This window comes from Leptothrix ochracea L12 (genome assembly GCF_000262525.1).
The window spans coordinates 1-23,968 of record NZ_JH660672.1; the positions used below are offsets into that span (position 1 = coordinate 1).

Below are 23,968 nucleotides of genomic sequence, written 5' to 3' on the forward strand. Positions count from 1 at the left end.
GGCGCTGGCTCCAGCGCCGCCCAAGCCGCAGCGGCTGAGTTGGTCTGCGCCGATGTTTTGCAATGGCAACCGTCTGCGCCCTTGGACGCGGTCTATGACCAAACTTGCTGGTGCGCGTTGCATCCAGACCGCTGGTCGGATTGGGCCGCGCAACTGCACCGCTGGATTCGCCCGGGCGGCAGCCTGTGCCTGATGGCCATGCAAGCGTTGCGCGATAACGCTGCCGAGGGCTTTATCGAAGGTCCGCCCTATCACTTGGACGTCCACATGCTGCGCGCCTTGCTGCCCGCCAGCCATTGGCACTGGCCTGCGCCGCCCTACACGCGTGTCGATCACAAGGGCGGCCGCTTCGAGCTGGCGCTGCACCTGCAACGCCGCTGAACGGAGAACGCCGGCTTACTGCGTCTGTGTCACCGAGGTGATCGTCACGTCGGTGACGGGGACGTTGGCGTAGCCGTTGGCCGTCGTTTGGGTTGCCACGGCCGCGATGGCATCCAGCGTTGCAAAGCTCGCGGTGTCCCCTGCCACGATCGTGCCGAAGACCGCGTAGCCGTTGGGCGTGGTCACAGCCGAGTTGTAGTCCAAACTGGTGTTGTTGATGTGGTTGATGAAGAACTGCGAGGTCGCTGAGTTGGCCACGTTGGTGCGCGCCATCGCAATCGTGCCGCGCAGGTTCTTCAAACCGTTGTTGGATTCGAGCGTGATCGGGTTGAACAGGGGTGCTTTTTGCACGGGGCCAGTGACCCCGGTGGTGAACCCACCGCCTTGGATCATGAAGTTCGAGATCACGCGGTGAAAGATGGTGTTGGCGTAGAAATTGGGGCTCGCAGCGGTGCCGTAGACGTAGCCAAAGAAGTTCTGCACCGTGGTCGGCGCGGCCGTCGGATTCAACTGAAGGTCGATGTTGCCCTTGGACGTGGCGATGCGAACTTTGGGCTCGGGGACGGTGAAGGTGGGGGTGGAAAACAGGACCGCACCGCTCGTATCTTTGACATCAAAAACCAAAGCGCCACTGCCCAGCAAGGCACATTTGAATTGCGCAGCGGTATCGGTGTTGCCAGCCAAGAGGGTCGGTGTTGTCTGGCACTTGCCGTTGCGGTCACTCAGCGTCACACCCCCAGAGCTGCTGAGATTTTGGCCGTTCACGGTGAACGTGGCGTAGTGGTAATACGCCAAGCTGCTGGTGGCTTGTACGTCGGTGATCGTGGCTGTTGGCAGTGGGGTCGCGCTATTGCTGCTGCCCCCACCGCCGCAACCTGTCAACGCGGTCAAAAAGGTGGCGGACAGCAGGGGCAGGGTGAAGCGGGTCAAACGCATGGGGCAGGCTCCGAGAAAGATTCGGCGCGATGGTAGCGGAGCGTTTGGGGGCTGTGGTGAACGAATCGTTAGCGGTGGGTTGATCCCGAAGCCGGTTGCGCGGCAGACACCACGATGCCGGCCACGATCAAGAAGAAGGCCACGCCGTGATACCACTGCGGCGCTTCACCCAACAGCGTGGTCGAGAGCAGGGCGGCGAACAAGGGCGTGAGGTTGCTGAAGAACCCGGCCACCGTGGGCCCCGCCAAGGCCACGCCCCGGCCCCAGAACCAGTAGGCGATGATCGACGGGCCGATGACGATGTAGGCCAAGGCGGCGACCACGTTGCCGCTCCAAGCGATGTCACGCGGGCTGATGAGCTGCTCCAACCCAGCGGCGCTGCCGGCCCAAACGAGGCCGAAAAGGGTTTGCACCAAAAGCCACTCGGACCAGCTCCACGGGCGGCTTGCATGACCGGATGCGGTGATTTGGGGTCGCGCCGCGCCTTGCATCGAAGCGGGTGGCCGCACCAGCATCCAGCTGTAGATCGACCAACTGGCCGCCGCCAGCAGCATCCATAGATCACCTTGCTGGATGTGAACTTGTCGCAGTACGTCCAGATCGCCCCGACCCAGTACCACCGCCACGCCGGCCAGCGAGAGCAGGGCCCCGAGCATTTGCAGTCGGCGCGGACGCACGCCATAGCCGAGCGCACCCACCACCAGCATCCAGATCGGCATGCTGGCGGCGATCAAGGTGACGTTGATCGGGGTGGAGGTGGTCAGGGCCAGATATTGCAAGGCGTTGTAGGCCCCGACACCGAACAGACCCAAAGGGGCCAAGTAGCGCCAACGGCGCAGCAGCTCAAGCCACTGCGACCGCTGCTGGATGGCACGTCGGCCCAGCACGGCCAGAATCAGCAGCACGAACAGCCAGCGCAGGGCGTTGAGCATCAAAGGCGGCACGCTGCCCACCGCCATGCGTCCCACCACGGCGTTGCCGGCCCACAGCAGGGGCGGCAAGCTCAAAAAAGCGATGACGCGGGGGGTGAGCGGGTGGCTCATGGCTGCGGCTGCTCGGTGCTTCTTTCGATCAACTCGATCTTGTAGCCGTCCGGGTCGGTGATGAAGGCGATCATGGTGTTGCCCCCTTTGACCGGGCCGGGTTCCCGGCTGATGGCACCACCGAGTTCGGCCGCCCGGGTTCGCAGCGCTGCGCAGGTGGCGGCGACGTCGGCCACCCCAATGGCGATGTGGCCGTAAGCCGTGCCCAGCTCGTAGCCATCCACCCCGTGGTTGTAGGTTAGCTCCAGCTCGGCGTGTTCGGGGTTGCTGCCGTAGCCCAGAAAAGCCAGGTCGTAGCCTTGCTCGGGCCGATGCGTGGTGCGCAACAGCGTCATGCCCAGCACTTGGGTGTAGAAGTCGATGGCGCGCGGCAGGTTGCCCACGCGCAGCATGGTGTGCAGCAGTCTCATGATGGTGGTTGAGCTCAGAGGTGGATCAAGCGTATTTGGTGCGGCGGTCTTTGAGCAGGATGGGTGTGATCTCGACCGTGCGTGGTCCATCCGTGATCCAGACGGTGCCGTCTTGGATCGTGACCTGCCACTGCATGCTGCGCTCGACCAACTTGGCCAACTCGGCGCTCGATTCCGCCGGAATCTGCCAGACCGCCACCTTGTCCATGCGATCGATTTTGTTCACGAGCCCGGCCCACCAGATCGGGGTGCTGGCGGCGTAGCTGTAGACGCTGACTCGTTCGGAGCGCGAGCTGGCTTTTTGCAGGCGGCGTTCATCGGGCTGGCCCAGCTCAATCCAATGCAAGATATCGCCGGTCAGATCACGTTGAAAAACGTCTGGTGCGTCCGGGTCCGAGAGTCCCACGCCAAAGTCGAGCGTGCCGCGATGATCATCGGCGGGCACGTGCAAGGCAAAGGCAAGCACCCGCAGCAACATGCGCTCGTCGGTTTCGGACGGGTGACGCGCTAAGGTGAGGGCATGCGCGGCGTAAATGCCCCGGTCCATGTCGGCAATTTGCACGTGGGCTTTATGGATAGTGGCTTTGAGCGCCATGGTGCGGACCGCTGGAGGCGGCCTTGGAGGACAGGGGGCGCCGATTTTAAGGCGCGATTTGTCAACCAGTTACCGCTTCGGTCATTCCGATACAGCGCGGCTGTTCAGTCGTAAGGGGGTTCTGACCTAATATGCGCGGCGCGGCCTTGGCTTGTTTTGGAGAAAAACGTGAATCTCAAGCATCTCATTCCTGGCGTGGTTGCCTTGGTGGTCTTGCTGGGCGCAGTCTGGTTGGGTTATCGCTGGGGGGGTGCCGATGTGGCACGTCTCAAGGCCGAATTGGCTGAAATTGCACGTGTGGCAGATGTCGCGCAGCAGGAGCACCAGCGTGCGAGCAAAGCGCTGGAGCAGCGCATGAGCGAGCAAGCTGCTGCCCATGAGATCAAGGTGACCGAGTTGAATCAGCAGGCTGAGACCGATCGTCAGGCGCTGGATCAGAGTCTTAAGCATGCGGATGTTCGCCAGACCGAGTTGAGCAAGCAGCTTCGCCAAACCAATCAAGAGCTGGAGCGGGTGCGTGATCAACAGGGGAGCGGTTCAGCCAGTGCCGAGGACCGTGCCAGTGCGGTCGCAAGAGAGGCTGAGCTGATCGCCTTACGGGAAAAACTGCAAAAGGCACAGGCAGCACAGGCTTGCCTGACCATGCCCGTTCCTCCCGAGGCTTTGGCCGTGATCAATCGCAGCGCGCAACCCTGACCTTGGAGAGTGCACATGATGAAAAGGATGCTGATTTGCGCAGCGGTGTTGGTTAGTGGTTGCACGCACTATGTGCCTGTGGTGACGCCAGCCCTTCGCTGTGAGCCGGCGGCGAATCTGTTGCAAGGCTGTGAGCGGCCCGGTTTGATGCCCGATGGCAGCACCTATGGGGATCTGTTGCGTCAATCGCAGACAGATCGGCAGAACCTACAGCGTTGCGCTTTGCAGCACGCAGACTTGGTTCAGGCCTTGGCGGTTTGCAACGAGGAAATCGAGCGTCACAACCAAGCGCTGACTCAGATCAACCCTAAGACCGGCTCGGGGAAGTCTTCGTCGCCTTGACGCCCGATATCGCTCATGCCAGCCATTTTTGTCAGTTATCGACCCCAAGACCAGCCTGACTGGTTGCTTTCCCAAGTTCGAGCACGGGTCCAAAAGGATATTGCCGTGGACTGGGTGGAGGCCGGCGGATCGCTTGAGTCTTGCCAGATGGTCTTGGTGATGATTGGGCCCCAGTGGTTGAGTGCGGCAGATGTGGATGGCCGTCTGTTGATTCAGGATCCACAAGATCCGGTACACGTTACTTTGAAGCGCGCGTTGGAGCGCGGCTTGCGGCTGGTGCCGGTGCTGTTGGATGGCACCACGATGCCACGCTCTCACGAACTGCCCACCGAGTTCCAAGCTTTGGTGCGCCGACCAGCGATGAGCTTGCATCCCCAGCGACTTGACGCCGACATGGGCATGCTCGTGAGCATGATCCGGCGCACGCTGGAGTCCTCGTTTGGGTCGGTGGTGGCCTCGTCGGTGTCGGCCCATGCCCATGCCCATGCCAAGAGCGAAGCCCAAGCTCTCCCACCGCCTCCCGCACCCGCTGTGGCCCCGCCTGTGGTGACCCCTGCGCCGCTGGCTCCCCCTTTGCGCGCACCCAACACCCTGCGAGGTTTAGCCGAACCAGAAGAGTTGCCGGAGTTGGCGCATTTGTTCGCGCCGCCACCGCCACCGCCACCGCCCGTGGCCGTCGCGCCTGTGGTGCCCCTAGTGGCGTCACCCGAGACCCCGCCGCAACCCACGGTGGTGCCGCAAGCGATGGCTTCCGTGCGACCACCGACCGTGTCTTCAGCGGATCGGCGTGATCGGCGTCGGGTGAAGCAATTGCAGAAGCGCCGAACCATCCTCGTTCGATTTGGACTGGGGCTGGGGGCGTTTATCTTGCTGCTGGGCTTGGCATGGTTGGGTTGGACGTTGCTGCATCGTTTGATTCGTTCTGAACCATCACCGGCCGCTCAAGAGGCTGAGGTTGTGAAAGCGGCAGAGTCTGCTGTGGTGCTGACTTCGGTTCCGGCTGCATCGGCCAAGTCTGCCGACGCTTTACCACCACCGCTCACACCAGGGCAGTCTTTCCGCGATTGCGAGGCTCCTGCGTGCCCCTTGATGGTGGTGTTGCCAGCAGGACATTTCTCGATGGGCTCTTCGGCTCCGGGTATGGGTGCCTATGACGATGAGCGTCCAGCGCATGAGGTCACTGTGCGCAAGGTGGCTTTGGGGCGCTTTGAAGTGACCTTCCAAGAGTGGGAGGCTTGTTTCCAAGACAAGGATTGCTCGCATTGGCCTTCTGACGAGGGGTGGGGACGTGAGACACGTCCCGTGATCAATGTCAGTTGGGAAGACGTTCAACGGTATCTCAAGTGGCTGAGTCAGAAAACGGGGCATGTTTACCGACTACCGACCGAAGCCGAGTGGGAATACGGTGCACGGGCCGGAACCACCACCAACTACTCCTTTGGCAACGATGAGAAGGGGTTGAACGATTACGCTTGGTACAGCGGCAACAGCGGCAATCAATCACATCCTGTGGGTGAAAAGAAACCCAATGCCTTTGGTTTGTATGACATCCACGGCAGTGTTTGGGAATGGGTTCAAGACTGCTGGCATCCCAACTACCAAGGGGCGCCCAGCAGTGGTGCGGCTTGGGATACCGATTGCCGAGGTGGCAACCGGCGTACGGTGCGTGGTGGTGGTTGGAATGACACCCCCCGTGTGGTGCGCTCGACCTACCGTTACGGCTACCTCTCGGATGGTCGAAGCCTGTCGCAGGGGTTCCGTGTGGCCCGAGAGCTGAGCCCCTGAGGCCGGACTCGGTGCTCTACGGGATGCGGGTTTTCAGATTTTCTTCCCGCTGACCAGTTTGTCGGGGTTTGGCGCGGGTTTGACGGGGACGGTGCTCACAGGATCGAAGCAGCCGCTTTCCAACGTGCCGGGGAAAGCCTGTACCAGACGCAGTCGCATATCCCTGTCGGCCGCAAAGACCGTCATCCACACGCTGAAGAAGCCTCTGGCTTGCGCAAGACGCACGATCATGCGGCGCAGTAAGTCGTTATCAGGTTGGGCTTGCAGCTCGGTATGCGCCACGCTGGCCTCAAACCACGCTTGCTGGCGTTGGGCACAACGATCCAAGGCAACTTGAACCTCATTGGCAGTGCTTGCAGCTTGGGCACTGGCTTTATCTAAGCCGACCAAAGCCAGCGTGGCTTCGGCTTTGCGGCTGCGCACCGCCGTTAAACCCGGAGCCACTTGGACCGTGCCATCGGGGAGGTATTGATAGGCGAGCGCAGTGTTATCCCGATCAGGCAGGAGGTACTGGCTGAGGATCACCTCCTTATCCCCCTTGGTCGAGTTGCAATTGACGCAACCCAGCAAGAAGTTGGGCCAGCGGCCTTCCAAAGCGGCGTACTTCGGCAGGCTCTTGGCTTGAATGTGCTCGATGGCCAGATTGGTTGGGATCAGTCGCTCGCAGTAGCTGCAATACATACCGATGCGTCCCACCAGCGGCGCCAGTGCGCTTGCATAGGGGACGAAATCAGTGCTTTGGGGCGAGGCCCCTCGTCGAACGGGTCTCATGGTTTATTCCCCCAGTCGGGCAGCCCGTTGCATGTCCAAGAAGGCCTGAAAAGCGGGGTTGTCGGCAAAGGGTTGCAGCTTTTGATCAAGTTGCTGTTGGTAGTTTGCGCGCTGATCCAAAGGTGCTGTCTTGGCAAGTTGCAACGTTTGCAGGTAGTCGCGTGCCGTGCGTTGCATGGCTTGATAACGACCACTGGTGTGAGCGTCGTCGCCCACTTCCATCAATCCGGAGGCGATGGTTTCGAGCGATTGATGAGACAACTCGGCGGTTGGTTGACCGCGCATCATCAACAGTTCATGCCCGCCGCGCAGGCTCTGGACCAAGAAAGGTGAGTTGGTGGTGGCCACAAATTGCAGCGCAGGAAAAAGGGTGCGTAGGGTCTCAACCAAATGGCGCTGAATTTGTGGGTGCAGCTGGGCTTCGAGTTCGTCGATCAGCACGACACCGGCCGTTTGTGCCAAGGCTTGTTCCACGCCAACGTGACTGTTGAGTCGCAAGATGCGGCGGATCATGTCACCGCCCAAGGTCAGGAGTTGTCGTTCGCTCCCGCCGAGTTGTCGTGGGGCAACCATCCAACCATCGGCGCGTTGAGCGCTGACTTGGCGCGTTTTATGGTTCAGACTGAGTTGAACCGCCTCGCCTTGCCGGCCCGTTGACAAGAGGGTTTGCAGTGCATCAAGCACTGCGCGGGCCTCAAGTTCTTCCAAGTCGAGCAACCAGTCTTCAATCTCTGACAGTTGGGTGCGAATATCGAAGGCATCGGCATAACTGCTCAAGCGACGCCGAAGTTCTGCGCTACTGGACGAGGGGCGATCCGCCAAGGCCAACGCCCGACGCATGCGCAGCGTCAGGCGGCGCTCGCGTAAATGATGCGTCTGGGGGGATGCGGTGGCCGCAGCATGTCGGCGTGCACGGCGGTTGTCGCCTCCCATGTGGCGTTCACTGCCGTAGTACGCAATCAGCGGTAGTAAACCGGCGGGAGCCGTTTCGACAACCTCGGTAGCGGGGGGGTCTGGCAATGCTGGGCCGCCCAGTTGGGCCAGAAGAATGCGTACCCTCTGGACGAAGGCGGCCGCTTGGCTGTTGTCGGTTGGTGATTGGGGCGATGTCCGGCTGCGCACCCAGCTTACTGAGCCTTGGCTGGGGATCTCGCCGTGGGCTTCGATGCGGGTTGCAGGATGAACACGTTTGCGGGTGGTGCGAGCATGGGCCCGCAGATCATCGGGTCCGATCGAGGCCGGATCATGGGTGCCCGGCAAGCCCAAGCTCCATGCGCCCAAGGCAATCGCCAAGGCGTCGAGAAGACTCGTTTTGCCGCTGCCAGCGGTGCCGATCACGAGGTTGAACTGCGGCGCGAGCACAAACTCATGCCGCTCGATATGACGAAAGTGGTGCAGTGCCAGTCGGTCAATACGCATCAGCTGCTCCTGCGTTTTTTAGTGGAATGAAAGCGAACCATTCTAGGGTTGGGTGTGCGGTTCGTGGGACAATCCGCGCCGTGAAGCGCGACAGACTGCCGCTGGTGCAAGGATCGAAAGGTCGCACTGGAGGAAGGTCCGGACTGCAAAGAGCGGCGTAGGAGGTAACGCCTCTCCACCGTGAGGTGAGGATCAGAGCCACAGAGACGAGCCGGTTAAGTCCGGGTGAAACGCGGCAATCTCTACGTGCAGCAACACCAAATAGGCCAGCGCCAAGTGCGTGGCGTTAACTAACGCACGAACTTGATGCGTTGCTCGCGCAAGCTGGCGGGTAGGTGGCACCGAGCCGGGTAGGCGACTCCCGGCCCAGATGAATGGCAGTTACTTTGTCTCCTTGACTGGAGGCGATGCACAGAATCCGGCCTATCGTTGCGCTTCACACTTTTCACGCTTACATCAGCTGTTGTTTCGGTGCGTCATCGGGTGACTGTTTCAGTTCGCGGATGGCACCTCGTAGGGTTCGATGGAGACGGTGTAAGTGCGGTCGTTGGGTGGCTGGGGCATAGCGCCAAGCATCTAGTTCGAGCAAAAGCGCTGCCAGAGCTGGGATTTGGCGGGCAAGCGTGGCCGGGCTGTGATGGGCTTGAACCGTCCAGCCGTGTTGCCGCAGCTCCGCTTGAAGGGCCTTCCATGTGCGCAGCCAAGGGTCATCACGCTGTTGCCAACGTCGCCAAAAGGCCCATGCCGAGAGCGCACCCAGACCCAAGACGGCAAAACCTTCTAAAACATCGCCCAAATCGTCGAAATCCGGTTCGGACCAACCCAAGCCCTTGAGGAGGTCGAACTGTTCGGTGCTGCTGTACTGCACCACCCAGCGCCGCCAGCGGTGATCGACGCTGCCCCAAAAGGCTTGGAGCTGCGCACGCATATCTGGGCTGAGCTGGGCCCAAGTGCCAAGGCCAAGCAGCTTGCGTAAGCCGCTAGCGCCAGCAGCGCCCACATGGACGCCGGCGTTGATGCGCTCCGGAGCCACCGCCGCTGTGGGATCTACCCGGATCCAGCCTTGACCCCGCGACCAATACTCGGCCCAAGCGTGGGCATCGCTTTGGCGGATTTCGAGCATTTTGTCGATTGGGTTGATCAATCCACCTTGGTAGCCGGTGACGATGCGTGCTGGCACACCCATGGCACGCATCAAGATCACAAAAGTGCTGGCGAAATGCTCACAAAACCCTTGGCGGTGATCGAGCCAGAAGGCATCGACGGGATCGGCTTCACGCGATTCACCCGGGCTCAGGCTGTAGCTGAAGCCGGCGGTGCGGATGTGTTGTAGCAGTTTCTCTGCCAACTGCTCAGCGCTGGGTTGGCTGGGGCTCAGGCTTTGGCGCAAGGCTTGGGCCCAAGCTCGGGTCCGTGGATGAAGCCCTTCGGGCAGATCCAGATCGCCGATGGGAAAAGGGGTGGCTTCGGTGGGGATCACGCCGCCGATCATGGCTAGAGCGTGCAGTTGCATGCGCTGTGTGAGCGGCTCCAAGCTTTGCCAGTGCATGTCCTTGTGGCGAACCAGATCCACCGCTGTCGCACTCTCCATGATGGGCATGCTCAAGGTGTGTTCCAGCAGGGGCAAAGCACGGATCTGCAGAGGCTCCATCGTCATCCGGTAGGCGAGGGCGGCTCGGGGTTGCGTGGTATCGAAACGTGGGCTCGGGGTGACTGGAGCCAAGTGCGCGCTACTGGGGGCCAACCAGCGCTGCCCCTCGTGTACCGAAAGCACTTGGGCGCGGAAGTAACGTTCTTCCGGCGGTGGTGGTGGGCCGTCGAAGGTCACTTGCATCGCCAAGCTGTCATCCAGCGCGGCGTCGGCGATCTGACCGAGTTCGAGTTGATCTGACAGGCCAGTGTGCGCACCAGCATCGTCTGGCAGCCCCCACAGCGGTGGCATGCGTGGAAAGAAGAGAAAGAGCACCAAGACGATCGGTGCACCAAGCAAGGCGGGCGTGATGGCTAGGCGAGCTGTTTCCAGCAAGTTGGGACGCCCGTTGGGACGCTGCTCTAGCATGAGGCAGGTGAGCAAACCGGTCACCGAGACCAGCATCGCGGCTCCCTGCAGCATGCTTTGCGAGCGCAAAAAACCCGCCATGATCAGCAGCATGCCCAGAAAACAGACCACAAAGCGATCACGCTGAGTGCGCATTTCCAGCGTTTTCAAGGCGGTGAGCGATACCAGCAGGCTTAGCCCCGTTTCTTTGCCCAGCAAGTGGCCGTGACTCCAAAGGCTTAAACCCACGGCCAGCGGCAAAGCCAGCATCAGCACGAGCCGGGGTGGCATCCCACTGCCGCGCCAGCTCAGCATCCCGCGCCAAACCAAGGCTGTGACGGCAAAAAGGCTGCACCACAGGGGGACGGCACCGAATTGAGGCGCCATGGTCCATGTCAGCACGCCGACCAGAAACAGGCTGTCGCGGCTTTCTCGACGACGGTTTTTCATGGCATCCGGGCCAAGGCGTCAAGACAGCGGCGATGATGCTCGGCACCTTCGGCTGGGTTCAACGTGGGTTGACCTGGGAGGGTCAGGCCGTAGGCGCTGGGGTGGGCATGCTCGATCCACGCACACAGGCGTTGCAGGCGGGCCTCGGGGTCGTGGAGATCGGCGGTATCGGCCCAGTCAAAAAGCATGGGTTGTGTGTGATGGTATGACTGGGAGGGCGGCGGCGCTTCACGGCTCAGGGGCAAGCCTCCTTGTGCAAGGGAGCGGGCTGTGGCTTTCCAAGCCAGCTTGCGGGGCGCATCGCCGTGTCGATAAGGGCGTAGATCGTCTGTGTCCATGTCCCGCTCACGGGTGTCGTCGGCCGGTCTTGGGAGTGTCTGGGGCGAAGACGGGGTGATTCGCATCGGCCATGGTGGCGTGGGCTGTTCCGGATGGGGCCAGACGATGATCGGGGTGGCGGGTCGCCAGATCGACCAAGCGCGCAGCAAGCCGTAGGGGTAACGCGATTCGATGCGCAGCGTGGGCAAGATGTGGATACCTCGTCGTGGCGCTGGCACTTGGAGCGCCACGCTCAGGGTGGTGTTTGGGAACACATCCACCCACGTTTCTTGGGCATGGGTTTCAAAACGCAGCCCGACCGAGCGATGCATCCGACCGGCGGTTTCGTGCAGTTCGATCAAGACCGCGACACTGCCGCCGCAATACCCTGCTGGCGCTTGCTGCATGGAAAGATGCAGTCCAGCCAGCTGCCGCTCAGTCATGAGCATCGACACCAAGCCGCTGCCCATCAGCAAGAAGGTTAATCCGTAGCCGAGGCTGAGTTGGTAGTTGACCGAGGCCACCAGCAGCACCAGCAGCAAGGCCGTGAACATCAGGCCTGCAGGGGTGGGCAAGGTGTAGACGTTCCTTTGTCGAAGTTGCAGGGTCAGTTGGGTCGCATGGCGACTGAGCCACCAGTGCTCTAGGTTCTTCCAAGGATGTCGCCACATGGAGTGTTAAGGCCTTGAAGGCAAGTTCAGACCAAGCCGACGGCTTCGATCATGGTTTGCAACTGCTGAGCGGCATCCTGTCCTGATCCAACCATCGGGATCAGTCGGTGGGCAAGAACGGGCCCGGCCATGGCTTGAACGTCTTCTGGGCTGACGTAGTTGCGACCTTGCAAGTAGGCATGAGCCCGGGCTGTGCGTAGCAGGGCCAAGCCGGCGCGGGGGGAGAGGCCTTGTTGGAACCAGTGGCCGTTGCGACTTTCGTTCAGCAGGGCCAAGACGTAGTTCAGGAGTGCTGGCGCTGCGTGAAGTTGCAGGGCGGCTTGGCGGGCGGCCAAAAACGTGGTTGGGCTCATCACGGGGCGCAGTTCATGCAGCAACTCACGTCGGTTGCGACCGGCGAGTAGCGCGTATTCGGCCTTGGGATCGGGGTAGCCCAAACTGAGCCGCACCAGAAAACGATCCAACTGGCTTTCTGGCAGCGGGTGGGTACCCAACTGATCGGCTGGGTTTTGGGTGGCGATGACAAAGAAGGGCTCAGGCAAGGGGTGGGTCTGACCTTCAAGGCTGACTTGCTGTTCTTCCATCGCTTCGAGTAAGGCACTTTGGGTGCGCGCCCCAGCCCGATTGATCTCATCGGCCAGCAGCACTTGGCTGAAAACCGGCCCCGGGTGGAAGGTGAACTTTTCAGTGCTGCGCTCATAGATGCTTACGCCGATCAAGTCGCTGGGCATCATGTCCGCAGTGAACTGCACCCGCTTGAACGCCAGCCCAAGCGAGAGCGCCAGACTTTGGGCCAAGGTGGTTTTGCCCACCCCGGGGAGGTCCTCGATCAGCAGGTGCCCCCCTGCCAGCAGGCAGGCGACGCAGGTCTCGATCTGCGGGCGCTTGCCCACCACGACCGTGCTAACCTGATCGACCAGCTTGATCAGGGGGGCACGAAGGGCCCCATCATCATGCGCAACGGCATGCAAAGACGTCGAATTCATGTCGCGCACCATAGCGGAATTTAGAGCATGAGTACTTTTTACTACGCCCATCCCGATTGTCTTGGCCACGATATGGGGGCTGGGCATCCTGAGTGTCCCCAGCGGCTTGGCGCCATTGAGGATCATTTGCTGGCCACAGGCCTCGACATTGCCTTGTTGCGCGCTGATGGCCCGTTGGCCGATCACAAGGATCTGACCTTGGCGCACAGCGAGGGCTATTTGCTGGAGCTTGATGAAGTCTTGCAGCAAGTGACCGCTTCGGGTGAACCGCGTCACATCGATCCAGATACGGTGGTCGGGCCCGGTACGCGCCAAGCCATGCTGCGTTCTGCTGGCTTGGCGGTGGCGGCGACCGACGCCGTGATTGATGGTCAGGCGGAGAACGCTTTTTGTGCCACACGCCCCCCCGGACATCACGCCACACGGGGTGAATCGATGGGGTTTTGCTTCTTGAACAACGTGGCGATTGCTGCGCGCCATGCGGTCAATGTGCGCGGGCTAGAGCGCGTCGCCATCATCGACTTTGACGTGCATCACGGCAACGGCACCGAAGACATCGTGGCTGGAGATGATCGCATCTTGATGGTGAGCTTTTTCCAAGATCAGATTTATCCGTTCAGCGGCGGTATTCCGATGGGTGACAACATGCTCAATCTGGCCATCCCCGCCTACACGCGCGGGCCGGTTTTGCGTGAGTTGATTGAGGCCAATTGGCTACCGCGTCTGCATGACTTTGCGCCGCAGATGATCTTCATCTCGGCAGGTTTCGATGCGCACCGCGAGGATGAGTTGGGGCAACTCGGTCTGGTTGAGGCCGACTACGCTTGGATCACGCGCAAGATCATGGACGTGGCTCAGCGCCATGCTCAAGGCCGCATCGTCTCGTGCTTGGAAGGGGGCTACAACCTCAGCTCGCTCGCTCGTAGCGTGGCTGCCCACCTCAGGGTATTGGCTGATGTGTAACTTGGGATGCAGCTTGGGGTAGCAGCTCGCTTAAGCGCATGGTCTCGAATTCAACTTCGATGCGCATGCGCGAGCGCACCGTCTGGCCCAGTCGCTCCCCGGCTTGGAAGCGGATCTTGAGAAACTGCTGCCGCACGATGTCGTGTAGCCAGTCGGGTAAGTTACCGTTCTCTACCCGCACTCGGCGAACTGTGCCGTCATCGTCGATAAACAAGGTCAACTCACCTCGGTAGATGCCTGCTGGCAGGCTCTCTGGAGCGATCAGGTCGATGCGTTCACGGGCCTGCGGCGGCGTGCTTAGGGCGCTGCGTGGCCAGTAGTGATCGTCGCCTTCTTCTCCTTCACTGGGACTTGATGCCGCAGCGGAAGCCGCGCTGGAAGGGGTGAGGGGTACGGGCGAAGGAGCTGGCGTAGGTGTGGCGGGTGTTTGTGACGCGGCGCTACGTTGGATCACGGTGGTGGGCTTGGACTGTGCCGGCAAAGCGGGTGCGCTGCCCGCCTTGCCTGAGCCGTGGCTCCATGGCGCCACGATCAGCGTCAAGTGAACGCACAAGACAACAAAGGCACTTACAAGCAGTGCCTTTGCGCTCCTTATTCCATCAGCTCTCGCCACGATGCACGCTTGAGAACCCCAGGTGGCGGCGTTGCGGGATCAGGCGGACGAGTCGCCTGTCCGATCTTGCCGCTGCTTTCAGTCACCATCAGTTGGGTTTTGCCCGTCAGATCGACAAACACACCCAAACCAGTGATCAAGCCGGTGTAGGCCGTGGCTGAGATGACGGTGCCATCGCCGACATTGAAGGTGTAGAGATACGAGGTGCCCGAAGGCGAACAGGCATCCCCCGAAGGCAGCATGCTGGCGTAGGTCAAGGTGCCGTTGCCCAAGGCTGTGCCGGAGACAACGATCCGCTCACCCGTACTTTGGTTGAGGTCCACATACCAGCCGTTGTTCATGCTCCAGTCCACACCGATCGGTGTGGTGATCATGCGGTTGGCACCTAGCATCTGCGGGACCAGATTGGCGGAGGTACCGCGCAAGGGACCCAGTCCGACAAAGTCCAAGGTGTCCTTGATGGTGTAGACCGACTGCATGGTGGTGTCGATCACATCGCTCAGCCCCAGCATCCGTCCCGTCCCGAAAGACACAATGGCATACGTCGCGCCGTTGACGGTGTAGTCGGTCAACACCGGTTTGGTGGTGATGGGTTGCGGGACACCGCCTGCACTGGTAGCGGTACCGATCAGGATGGCTTCCTTGCCCGGAGGCGGCGTGCGGCCATCAAAGTCGAAGCGCCACATGTTGCCCAACATGTCGCCACCGTAAAAGCGCATGGCGGTGTTGTTGGTGGCTGAAATGGTCCAGCCGTTGATCTTGCTCAGATTGTTCGGCGTGGTGACATTGCCCACAGCGGCGTTGTTAGCGTCGAGGGTGGCCAAGGTGGTGATGAGCGCGCCGGTGGTGGCGTTGACCACGTAGAGTCGCCCGTTGCCGTCACCACCACCCACGTTGTTGTTGATGCCGGAGGTGAAGCTGACGATCCACGTGCCAACCATGTTTTTGGTGACCACCGGATTGCCTAAGCTCAGGCCGAGGTTGGCGTCGGTGAACTCCCACATCACGCTTGGATTGAGTGGATCGGTGACATCCAAGGCGTAGTAGCTGCGTCCGCCGCCACCCAAACCACCCACCAAGATGGTGCGCCAGCGTGTGCCGTCAAAAATGTCCGAGGCCACCGGCGAAGCATCCACAAAGTAGCGGTGGTTGGAGCCGTAGTTGTTATCGGCCAAACGCCACATGTCGGGCATGGCAGCGGTTGGGACGAACGCCCACAGTTCCTCGCCGCCGCCGTTGGCGACATCATCGACCTTGAAGGCGTGGACCATGCCATCGTTGGAGGCAGCATAGACCGCCTTGACGCGGTTGGTTTTGGCGGCCACGAAAGCTGCATAACCGGCATCGGCGTAAAGAAAGGGCGGCTTGCCAACAAAGGCCGGTGAGCCGTTGATGACATCACCCATCAACGACTTGCGGGTCCGGAAAACCCGGTTGTCGGTCACGGTATTGCTGAGGTACAGCGAGGTGTCACCGCCCAAATACTTCACCAAGTTATCGCCCGTGACCTTGGCCAGTGCATTGGCGCTGAGGCTGCCGCATTGGCTCAAAGCAACTGGCGCTGTGCAATGGCCGTTGAAGTAGTTTTGGAGGTTGGCAGGCAGGTTGGCATAGACAAAGTTGGACAACGTGCCGCCGTTGTTGAACAAGACTTGCCGGGGTGTGGTGCGGGCGTTGAGCACCTTGGCGGCACTCCAGAGTTCTTGACCGGCAGCGGTATTGGCCGGCGGGGTGACGCTACCGGTCAGCGGATCGATGGTGAACTTGAAGGCGCGGACATCACCGACCCAATCGACCGAGGTGTAGCCGCCCACAAACAACCAGTCATCTCCTGTGACGGGGGCCAGTGAACTGCTAGAGGCTCCAGCCCCTGTGCCGGTCATGGCCATCATGCCTCGGATGGTGTTGCTCAGTGAGCTCGCCAAGGAGGTCGGATCACCGGCGGAGAAGTACTGGCCTCGACCGTTCACGGCGGCGTGCCAGAGGTCGTCAATGTTGGTGGCGTTGCCGCTCGGCACCGACCAATTCTTGGCGCCACTTTTCAGTGCGACGTAGTCGCCACTGGTTTGTGTGAGGTAGTTCGGGTCGTACGCCAAGGGCCCCCGCACGCCCAAGCCGAGCGTGAAGGTGTTCATGTGCTGGTGCATGCCCGGATCATCGGCTGTGGGTGGCACGGTATTTGGAAGATCGGGCCGCAAGTCGGTTGCCCAGTAATACTCGGCCACGTCCGCCAAAGTGTTGGCGGTTTTGGTGGCATCCAGCATCGGGCGCTGCTCGGCACCGTCTTGGTCACCCACTTGGACATTGGTCAGTTGAAGTGGGCCGTAGCTGGCCGACTCATTGTTGCTGTTCCAGTAGCCGTCGGTGGTCATCAGGGCAAAGTTGCGCTGGCATGAATACTGGATGGGGTCATAGGTTTGACCCGTGACCTTCTTGGCGTAATAGCGCCCCACTTTGGAGAGCGCCCCGCGCAAGGGGGTCGAATTGCCAGGACTGATGCCGTAGAGCAGATTGAAGAAGCTGGTTTTTTGAGTCGGGTCGAAATCACTCACATTCAGGAACTGATTTCCTGTCACGCCGGTGTCGCTGATGATCGTGAAACCAATACGGGCATCAGCGCCCAGAGATTGGAAAACCCGGCCTGCTGAACTACGCATCATCAAGATGCGGGTGCGGTAGTAGCTGTACCAGTTGGCGTAGTTTTGTTGAACGGTTGCACTGGCCGTACTCAGGTTGACTTGGGTGAAAACCGAGCTGCCTGGAGCGCTACCGACGTTGCTGCGGCACTCTTTGGCCAACGTGGTGGTGGTATCGAGTGTGCCGGTTGTACCGTAGGTCCAGTTGAGGGGTGTTTGTGCACCGGTGTAGTTGAAGTAGAAGTTGGTGCTCAGGTTGGTGCCTGTGCCTCCGACATAACCGTCACTGGGTGCATTGATAAAACTGATGGCCGGATACGCTGTGCCATCCGCTTTGATCGGAGGGAGGTAGTCCACAGCGGGATTGAAAGCCACACCATTGCACTGCGAGGCACAGAAGGCATAGCTTTTTGCGTTATTGCCGTTATTGCCGTTGTTGCCGTTGTTTGCGGTGCTGCAACTGCCGCTACCGACGTCATCAGGCATGTAATCCCAGCCCATCGAACCCGATGAGTCGAGGATAAACATGATGTTCGGCTTGGTCAGACCTTGGACCGCAGTGATGGGGACCTGCGCAATGTCCGCGTTGGCTGCTAGCACGTTGGAACTGCCGGTCAGCAGACCCAAGAGAACGGCAATAGCCGCTCCGACCGTGGATGGGCGGTGAAAGAGACTCATGATGTGGGTTCTCCGATACGTGCTCAGATGTGCTCAGAAATGCACGATGGTTTCGGTAAAACTGGTCGAGTTGCGCGCCCCTTGGGTGCGCACGGTGATCCGGAAGAATTGCTGCAAGGCGGGGGCGCCCGGGGGCGGGGCTGATTGGTAGCTGATTTCGCCCTTCACCATGGAGTTGACGATGGTGACCATCGGCTTGGTACAGATCATGGTGGTAGTGAGCATGTTGCCTGGCTTATCGCAAAGTCGCTCAATCACGTAGCGTGCCTTGAGCGCCCCACCGCGCAGGCTGATCACATCGGATGGCACGATGCATGCCGCTGTGCCCACGCCGTTGGCTTTGGCTGCTTTGCAGTTGTCCCCGTCCCAATCAACCACCGTGCGCTGGGGATCTGTGCTGTGTCCCACGGGATCAAAGCGTGCAAAGTAGCTCGCGTAATAGCCGCCGGGCTGATCGGTTTGCAATTCGAGCTTGCCTGAGCGCGCGGCCACCCAAGCCACGCCACTACGCATGGCGGTATCGGCGGCCAGCAAGGTGTCGCGCTTGAAGCTGAGGTTGCCTAAGATGCCTGCTCCCGTATCGACACTGCGAATAAGAGCCACGGCTGCCATCGATAAGGCCAGCATGGTGATCAAGGCAAAGATCAAGGTCATGCCCTGTTGGGCCTGACGCGCTCGGGGCGCGGCGTGGCGCCAGATCCCGGTCAAAAAGGTGCGTTGTCGCATGGAGAACTCCCGGGTCAGGATTGCCAGAGCATGTTGCGCAAGGGCACGACCACTTCGAAAATCTTGTAGCGGAAGTGTTGCCAGTCGGGGGTGTTGTCTACCCGAAGATCGGTGGGTGTGATGCCGTCAGGATGCCAAGTGGGGGCAAGGGTGGTGACGATGTCTTTTTCAGGTTGGTCGCTGCGTGCGGCCAAAGCGATGCGGATGGCGATCACTTGGGCCCATTCGGCGGCATTGGCTGGAGGGGTGGCGGTCCAGACGTCGGCCTGCAAGTCGGCGTTGGTGTCACGTCCGTAAACCGCCTGAAGATTGACGATGTTGGCAAACAAGTCGGTGGCAGTGGTGTTGCCCGTGGTCGAGTCGAACGTTTGCAATCGCAACGACCGTGCCGCAGAGCCATTGGCTGCGTCACGAATATCGTAAAGGTGATCCACCAAGACTCCCAAGTCGATCAGATGGCTACCTGCGGCGTAACTGATGTCCGCATCAACATTGCCAGGGAAGGCTGTGGTGGTTGGATCTTGATTCCACGGCCACGCGGCATCTGTTTTGTGTTCAATGGTGTTGTTGGTGGGATCTTTACTGACCGTGAAGAGCGTGCACCACGACGGGGCAAACTGCGTGGTGCCGATTTCTTTGGTGGGTACGGCCAGCATCAGATCACCCTGACGGGTGCCGAGGCCGGTGTTTTGGTCGATGCGGAAACTGGTGTCATCACGGCGATGCTCCCCGAAGACACGGATGGGCAGAGAAATACTTGCGCCAGAGCTGCTGAGCACGCGCAGGCTGTCGGGTTGACCGTTGGCACCGTCGGTGATGATCACGGGTGCCATCGGTTGGAGGTAATCCACACCGTTGCGCTTGCCATGGATTTCTGTGCACCCGACGGTGCCACCGCTGGTCAAGCCATAGCCGCTTGTTTGAATTTCGCGTTGCAGCGTCTGGAGCGCCAAAGCGCCGCTGACTTGGGCATCGGATCCCGACGTTGTGGTGCGTTTTTGGCCTTCGTAGACCAAGGCGACTTGGGCAATGATCAGCACGGTGAGCAGACCGATGGTCATACCGACCATCAGTTCGATCAGGCTGAAGCCTTGAATGCGCCGCAACGAATGCTGCGGTGTCCTGCTTAACAGGCGGTGCCGATGCATGCGGACTCCGTCAGAGGTTGGGATTGATCGTGGTCGAGGTGACGAACTGATGCGCACCCTCGTTGGGGACGCTCCAGCGCAGTGTGATGTTGAAGTCACCTGTGGCGGAGTCAAAGACGATGTCGTATGACGAGGCTGGCAACGTGGCCTTGAGTCGGTCTGACCATGCTTTGCAAGGTGGATGACCCGGGCAGCCTGCCGTATCGTAAGAGGTCCGTTTTCCTGAATCTGCCCAGATCGTACCGACCAAGTCCGCCGCCAAATTGGAGGCGTCAATCCGGTACTTGGCACTCGATTGAGCCCGGCTCATGGAAACTTGCAGACCGACCAGACCGAGGACGGCGATCGAGAAAATAAGAATGGCGATCAGCCCTTCAATCAGGACCACACCGCGCTGCTGTTGCCGCACATGGGGTGAAACTCGGACGCCATGACGGCGCGTGGAGCGAACGCGGGGAGGGGTAGACATGGTCATGCTCGGTGGCCCGTTCAGTAGCACTTGCGCGGGTCGGTGTCATTGGTGACGGCTGGATCGCACATGCGCACACTGCCGCCGGTGCCGATCACAAGACGCAACTTACGCACTTCGAGTCCTGAGTCGTGATCGACCAACAAGCAGCGAATGGGTTCTGCGTTGTCGATACGGCCGAAACCGTTGAAACGGGTCTGGGTTTGGTTAGAAACGGTGGCGCAGTCTTCTTGGTAGACCGTGATCGTGACGTTGGGTGCGCCGTCGCCGCGAGCGTATTTGGCGAGGATTTGAGGCGCCACGCTTTCACTGACGGGCTGGCCGCAGCCGCCCGAGGGATTGTTGCTGACGCTGACGACCCATGAGGCGGATAGCGAAGACAGATTGCAGCCGTTATCCAGCACGCCGGGCTGGTTGTTCGAAACGAGCGAAAAGGTCACAGGGGTATTGCGCCGTACAGCTTCTGCCCGTGCTTTTTGCAAACCCGCTTGCAGCGATTCGGCCGCTGTGCGCACTTGGGTGTTTCTCAACCACGTGGACATGCTGGGGATGGCTGAGAACATCACCACGGCAATGATGGCGATGGTGACCATCAATTCGATGATCGTGAAGCCGCGATGATGGGGCTGCTTCATGATGCGTCTCAGCACTCGCTGCCTCGGGCCAACCAGCAAGGCTTATTGACGCCGGCACCCTTGTAGCTGATGGTGATCTTGCTGTTGCCTTCGTCCACGCTGTAGGCATAGCCCACGGTTCCGGTGCCTGTTTTGCCAGTGGCTGTGATCAGGTAGCCTTGGTCCGAATTGGTGGTCGCGCAGGTGTAGTTGAAATACTTCACGTCGTTGGGGTTGACGATCGCGGCGCCACCGGCACAGGTGCCGGCACCGTAATTGCGATTGTCTTGGTAGTACTGCTCCAGCTTCATGCGCGAGCTGGTCAAGTTGTTGAAGGCCTCGGTGATTTCTCCCCGGCGCAGATAGTCGTTGTAAGAGGGGATGGCGAACGCCGCCAAGATGCCAACGATCAGCACCACGATCATCAATTCGATCAGGGTAAAACCATGGGTCTTGGATGCGTTGCGAGTCCGCAGGCGACGCGAAGGAGAGATCAGAGTCATGACAAGCCACCGAGAATTGCTTTGTGCCATGCTAAAGGCCAATGGCAAGATCACCGATAGGTCACTGACCGGCTGTCGGTTCATGGTTCACGTTCGTCGTTCTGCCGCAGCATCTTGGGGATAATGTCGGATCTCTGCGGTTCTGGGCGTGCTTTTCAGCACGGTACAGGCCAGTGCAGCCCACTTCTCTCACCCCCGTTTCTATCGGCCATGGCCCAATACGTTTTCACCATGAACCGCGTCGGCAAGATCGTGCCGCCGAAGCGGCAGATCCTGAAGGACGTTTCGCTGTCCTTTTTCCCTGGCGCCAAAATCGGCGTCTTGGGTCTCAACGGCTCGGGCAAATCGACCTTGCTCAAGATCATGGCGGGCATCGACAAGGACATCGAAGGCGAAGCCGTCGCGATGCCGAATCTGAAAATCGGTTACCTGCCTCAGGAGCCCGAACTTGATCCCAACGCCACCGTCCGTGAGGCTGTTGAGCAAGGCATCGGCGGCGTGTTGGCCGCCAAGCAGCGCCTTGAGGCGGTGTACGCCGCTTACGCCGATGAGAACGCCGACTTTGACGCGTTGGCGGCTGAGCAAGCCAACCTTGAAGCGATCATCGCCGCCGCTGGCAGCGAAAACACCGAGTTGCAGCTTGAAATCGCGGCTGATGCTCTGCGCCTACCGCCATGGGATGCCAACATCGGTAAGCTTTCAGGCGGTGAAAAGCGTCGGGTGGCCCTGTGCCGGCTGCTGCTGTCCAAGCCCGACATGCTGCTGCTTGACGAACCCACCAACCACTTGGATGCCGAATCGGTCGAGTGGTTGGAGCAGTTCTTGGGCCGCTTCCCAGGCACCGTGGTGGCCATCACCCACGATCGCTACTTCCTTGATAACGCTGCTGAGTGGATCTTGGAGCTGGACCGGGGCCGTGGCATCCCTTATCAAGGCAACTATTCGACGTGGTTGGAGCAAAAGGAAAAGCGCCTTGAGCTGGAACAGCGTACCGAGGATGCTCGCACCAAGGCGATGAAACTCGAATTGGAATGGGTGCGCAAGAATGCCAAGGGGCGTCAAGCCAAGAGCAAGGCGCGTTTGGCACGCTTTGAAGAGCTGAGCGATGTCGAGTATCAGAAGCGCAACGAAACCAACGAAATCTTCATTCCGGTGGCAGAGCGCTTGGGCACCGAGGTGATCGAATTCACCAACGTCAGCAAGAGTTTTGGCGACCGCGTGCTGATCGACAACCTGAGCTTCAAGGTGCCGATGGGGGCCATCGTGGGCATCATTGGTCCGAACGGCGCCGGTAAATCGACGCTGTTTCGTATGATTTCCGGCCAAGAAACACCCGATAGCGGTGAGGTCAAGGTCGGCAAGACCGTCAAAATGGCGTTTGTCGATCAAAGCCGTCAGTCGCTCGATGGCGAAAAGACGGTGTGGGAAGACCTCTCCGGCGGTCTCGATAATTTGGTGGTGGGCAAATTCATCATGCCCAGTCGCGCCTACGTTGGCCGATTCAACTTCAAGGGCAACGATCAGCAAAAACTGGTCAAAAACCTGTCCGGTGGTGAGCGTGGTCGTTTGCACCTGGCCAAGACCTTGGCGACCGGCGGCAATGTGTTGATGTTGGATGAACCGTCCAATGACTTGGACGTCGAAACCCTGCGCGCCTTGGAAGATGCTTTGCTGGAATTTGCCGGCTCAGCCATGGTGATCAGCCATGATCGCTGGTTCTTGGATCGCATCTGTACTCATATTCTGGCTTGCGAAGGCGAGTCACAGTGGTTCTTCTACCAAGGTAACTATCAGGAATATGAAGCCGATAAGAAGAAGCGCTTGGGTGAAGAAGGTGCGCGTCCCAAGCGTGTGCGTTACAAGGCCCTCAAATAACCAAATCTGGAGCAATTGCCATGAAGCAAATCACTGCCATCATCAAACCGTTCAAGCTTGAAGAAGTGCGTGAAGCACTTGCCGATGTGGGGGTGACCGGTTTGACCGTGACGGAAGTCAAGGGTTTTGGCCGTCAGAAGGGGCATACCGAGCTCTATCGCGGTGCCGAATACGTGGTCGACTTTTTGCCCAAGGTCAAGATCGAAGTCGTGGTCAAGACCGTTGATGTGGATCGTTGCTTGGAGGCCATCGTCAAGGCGGCCAAGACGGGCAAGATTGGTGATGGCAAGATTTTTGTCACCAGCGTCGAGCAAGTGGTGCGTATTCGTACCGGCGAAACCGACGAACAAGCCGTCTAACACCTCAGTGGGTCACAAAAAGCGGCTCCACAGAGCCGCTGCCCAAATGCCAAGGCACAGCAGCAATGCCAGTAAAACGGCCGCGCTGCCGATGTCCTTGGCCTTTTTGGTCAGATCGTGCCAATCCAGCGAGATGCGGTCCACCGCAGCTTCTACGGCAGAGTTGAGCAGTTCGGTGATCAAGACCAGCACCACGCTGCCGGCCAGCAGGGCCACGTCTTGCCAAGTCTTGCCCAGTGCAAAAGCAAGGGGCATCAGGACGGCGGCCAGCCAGATCTCTTGGCGAAAAGCACTTTCATCTCGATAAGCCCGTACGAAGCCATCCCAAGAATGCTTGCCTGCTCGTATGACACGATCTAGGCCGGTGTATTGGCCCTTTTGGTGGCGTGGTGGTGTGGTGGTGGCTGGGTCACTCATCACTTTGGAGCCTTGATCAGCCGTGTGTGGCACAAAACGTCGTGGAGATACTGTCGATCCGGTAGAAGTCGTGTGAGTCCTGATTGAAGGGCTGATCGCCATTCTTATTTTCTCGATCGCCGTCCT

General features: G+C 60.0%; 24 protein-coding genes and 1 other RNA gene. 8 read left to right on the plus strand and 17 right to left on the minus strand.

Annotated elements, in window-relative coordinates:
- Positions 1–381, plus strand: a 381-nt coding sequence (locus LEPOCDRAFT_RS00680; RefSeq protein WP_009453244.1) for a class I SAM-dependent methyltransferase, incomplete at its 5' end; no start/stop codon positions are given.
- A 15-nt stretch (positions 382–396) separates the two neighbouring features.
- Here LEPOCDRAFT_RS00680 and LEPOCDRAFT_RS02555 read toward each other — a convergent pair.
- From LEPOCDRAFT_RS02555 to LEPOCDRAFT_RS00700, 4 genes are all read right to left on the minus strand, one after another.
- Positions 397–1,317: a peptidylprolyl isomerase gene (locus LEPOCDRAFT_RS02555; protein WP_009453246.1), complete on the minus strand. Its 921-nt coding sequence runs from the start codon at positions 1,315–1,317 to the stop codon at positions 397–399.
- Positions 1,318–1,385: 68 nt separating this feature from the next.
- Positions 1,386–2,360: a DMT family transporter gene (locus LEPOCDRAFT_RS00690; protein ID WP_009453247.1), complete on the minus strand. Its 975-nt coding sequence runs from the start codon at positions 2,358–2,360 to the stop codon at positions 1,386–1,388.
- Positions 2,357–2,770, minus strand: a complete 414-nt coding sequence (gloA, locus tag LEPOCDRAFT_RS00695) for a lactoylglutathione lyase (RefSeq protein WP_009453248.1) — start codon at positions 2,768–2,770, stop codon at positions 2,357–2,359. The genes LEPOCDRAFT_RS00690 and gloA overlap by 4 nt, the downstream gene beginning before the upstream one ends.
- 25 nt (positions 2,771–2,795) lie before the next feature.
- The gene (locus LEPOCDRAFT_RS00700) at positions 2,796–3,365 is read right to left on the minus strand and encodes a YaeQ family protein (protein WP_009453249.1); all 570 of its coding nucleotides are present in this window, start codon (positions 3,363–3,365) and stop codon (positions 2,796–2,798) included.
- A 168-nt stretch (positions 3,366–3,533) separates the two neighbouring features.
- Between LEPOCDRAFT_RS00700 and LEPOCDRAFT_RS00705 the strand changes: the two genes are divergently transcribed.
- The 3 genes from LEPOCDRAFT_RS00705 to LEPOCDRAFT_RS02560 are packed head-to-tail and all read left to right on the plus strand — an operon-like array spanning position 3,534 to position 6,188.
- On the plus strand, positions 3,534–4,061 hold the full coding sequence (locus tag LEPOCDRAFT_RS00705; RefSeq protein ID WP_009453250.1) for a hypothetical protein: 528 nt from the start codon (positions 3,534–3,536) through the stop codon (positions 4,059–4,061).
- Positions 4,062–4,088: 27 nt separating this feature from the next.
- The gene (lysC, locus tag LEPOCDRAFT_RS00710) at positions 4,089–4,403 is read left to right on the plus strand and encodes an Rz1-like lysis system protein LysC (RefSeq protein ID WP_043909613.1); all 315 of its coding nucleotides are present in this window, start codon (positions 4,089–4,091) and stop codon (positions 4,401–4,403) included.
- A gap of 15 nt (positions 4,404–4,418) precedes the next feature.
- Positions 4,419–6,188, plus strand: a complete 1,770-nt coding sequence (locus LEPOCDRAFT_RS02560; RefSeq protein WP_009453252.1) for a formylglycine-generating enzyme family protein — start codon at positions 4,419–4,421, stop codon at positions 6,186–6,188.
- Between the two features lie 33 nt (positions 6,189–6,221).
- On the opposite strand, the gene LEPOCDRAFT_RS00720 is transcribed toward LEPOCDRAFT_RS02560, so the two are convergent.
- Positions 6,222–6,959: an HNH endonuclease family protein gene (locus LEPOCDRAFT_RS00720; RefSeq protein WP_009453253.1), complete on the minus strand. Its 738-nt coding sequence runs from the start codon at positions 6,957–6,959 to the stop codon at positions 6,222–6,224.
- A gap of 3 nt (positions 6,960–6,962) precedes the next feature.
- Positions 6,963–8,378 carry an AAA family ATPase gene (locus LEPOCDRAFT_RS00725; protein WP_009453254.1) on the minus strand — a complete coding sequence of 472 codons (1,416 nt, stop codon included), beginning with the start codon at positions 8,376–8,378 and terminating at the stop codon, positions 6,963–6,965.
- Positions 8,379–8,460: 82 nt separating this feature from the next.
- Here LEPOCDRAFT_RS00725 and rnpB point away from each other — a divergent pair.
- An RNA gene (gene rnpB, locus LEPOCDRAFT_RS02565) (RNase P RNA component class A) lies at positions 8,461–8,820 on the plus strand.
- Positions 8,821–8,829: 9 nt separating this feature from the next.
- Here rnpB and LEPOCDRAFT_RS00730 read toward each other — a convergent pair.
- The 3 genes from LEPOCDRAFT_RS00730 to LEPOCDRAFT_RS00740 are packed head-to-tail and all read right to left on the minus strand — an operon-like array spanning position 8,830 to position 12,841.
- Complete coding sequence (locus tag LEPOCDRAFT_RS00730) at positions 8,830–10,866, minus strand: transglutaminase TgpA family protein (RefSeq protein ID WP_009453255.1); 2,037 nt, start codon at positions 10,864–10,866, stop codon at positions 8,830–8,832.
- Positions 10,863–11,855: a DUF58 domain-containing protein gene (locus LEPOCDRAFT_RS00735; RefSeq protein ID WP_009453256.1), complete on the minus strand. Its 993-nt coding sequence runs from the start codon at positions 11,853–11,855 to the stop codon at positions 10,863–10,865. Before LEPOCDRAFT_RS00735 ends, LEPOCDRAFT_RS00730 begins: the two co-directional genes overlap by 4 nt.
- Positions 11,856–11,881: 26 nt before the next feature.
- Positions 11,882–12,841, minus strand: coding sequence for an AAA family ATPase (locus tag LEPOCDRAFT_RS00740; protein ID WP_043909618.1), 960 nt, complete (start codon positions 12,839–12,841; stop codon positions 11,882–11,884).
- Between the two features lie 27 nt (positions 12,842–12,868).
- Here LEPOCDRAFT_RS00740 and LEPOCDRAFT_RS00745 point away from each other — a divergent pair, with 27 nt between their 5' ends.
- The gene (locus LEPOCDRAFT_RS00745; RefSeq protein WP_009453258.1) at positions 12,869–13,804 is read left to right on the plus strand and encodes a histone deacetylase family protein; all 936 of its coding nucleotides are present in this window, start codon (positions 12,869–12,871) and stop codon (positions 13,802–13,804) included.
- Here the strand turns inward: LEPOCDRAFT_RS00745 and LEPOCDRAFT_RS00750 are convergent.
- The 7 genes from LEPOCDRAFT_RS00750 to LEPOCDRAFT_RS03020 are packed head-to-tail and all read right to left on the minus strand — an operon-like array spanning position 13,782 to position 21,191.
- Positions 13,782–14,345, minus strand: a complete 564-nt coding sequence (locus LEPOCDRAFT_RS00750; protein WP_156793928.1) for a hypothetical protein — start codon at positions 14,343–14,345, stop codon at positions 13,782–13,784. The genes LEPOCDRAFT_RS00745 and LEPOCDRAFT_RS00750 overlap by 23 nt on opposite strands.
- Before the next feature lie 50 nt (positions 14,346–14,395).
- Entirely contained in the window at positions 14,396–17,731 is a 3,336-nt protein-coding gene (locus LEPOCDRAFT_RS00755; RefSeq protein WP_009453260.1) for a pilus assembly protein, read from the minus strand.
- 33 nt (positions 17,732–17,764) lie between these two features.
- Complete coding sequence (locus tag LEPOCDRAFT_RS00760) at positions 17,765–18,457, minus strand: pilus assembly PilX family protein (protein WP_009453261.1); 693 nt, start codon at positions 18,455–18,457, stop codon at positions 17,765–17,767.
- A 14-nt stretch (positions 18,458–18,471) separates the two neighbouring features.
- Positions 18,472–19,605 carry a PilW family protein gene (locus tag LEPOCDRAFT_RS00765; RefSeq protein ID WP_009453262.1) on the minus strand — a complete coding sequence of 378 codons (1,134 nt, stop codon included), beginning with the start codon at positions 19,603–19,605 and terminating at the stop codon, positions 18,472–18,474.
- A gap of 10 nt (positions 19,606–19,615) precedes the next feature.
- The gene (locus LEPOCDRAFT_RS00770; protein ID WP_009453263.1) at positions 19,616–20,074 is read right to left on the minus strand and encodes a type IV pilus modification PilV family protein; all 459 of its coding nucleotides are present in this window, start codon (positions 20,072–20,074) and stop codon (positions 19,616–19,618) included.
- A gap of 20 nt (positions 20,075–20,094) precedes the next feature.
- Positions 20,095–20,709, minus strand: a complete 615-nt coding sequence (locus LEPOCDRAFT_RS00775; RefSeq protein ID WP_009453264.1) for a GspH/FimT family pseudopilin — start codon at positions 20,707–20,709, stop codon at positions 20,095–20,097.
- An 8-nt stretch (positions 20,710–20,717) separates the two neighbouring features.
- The gene (locus LEPOCDRAFT_RS03020) at positions 20,718–21,191 is read right to left on the minus strand and encodes a type IV pilin protein (protein WP_043909621.1); all 474 of its coding nucleotides are present in this window, start codon (positions 21,189–21,191) and stop codon (positions 20,718–20,720) included.
- Positions 21,192–21,401: 210 nt separating this feature from the next.
- On the opposite strand from LEPOCDRAFT_RS03020, the gene ettA reads away from it, so the two are divergent.
- The gene (gene ettA, locus LEPOCDRAFT_RS00785; protein ID WP_009453266.1) at positions 21,402–23,066 is read left to right on the plus strand and encodes an energy-dependent translational throttle protein EttA; all 1,665 of its coding nucleotides are present in this window, start codon (positions 21,402–21,404) and stop codon (positions 23,064–23,066) included.
- 20 nt (positions 23,067–23,086) lie between these two features.
- Positions 23,087–23,425, plus strand: coding sequence for a P-II family nitrogen regulator (locus tag LEPOCDRAFT_RS00790; protein ID WP_009453267.1), 339 nt, complete (start codon positions 23,087–23,089; stop codon positions 23,423–23,425).
- A 12-nt stretch (positions 23,426–23,437) separates the two neighbouring features.
- On the opposite strand, the gene LEPOCDRAFT_RS00795 is transcribed toward LEPOCDRAFT_RS00790, so the two are convergent.
- Complete coding sequence (locus LEPOCDRAFT_RS00795; RefSeq protein WP_009453268.1) at positions 23,438–23,842, minus strand: diacylglycerol kinase; 405 nt, start codon at positions 23,840–23,842, stop codon at positions 23,438–23,440.
- Positions 23,843–23,968 lie beyond the last annotated feature (126 nt).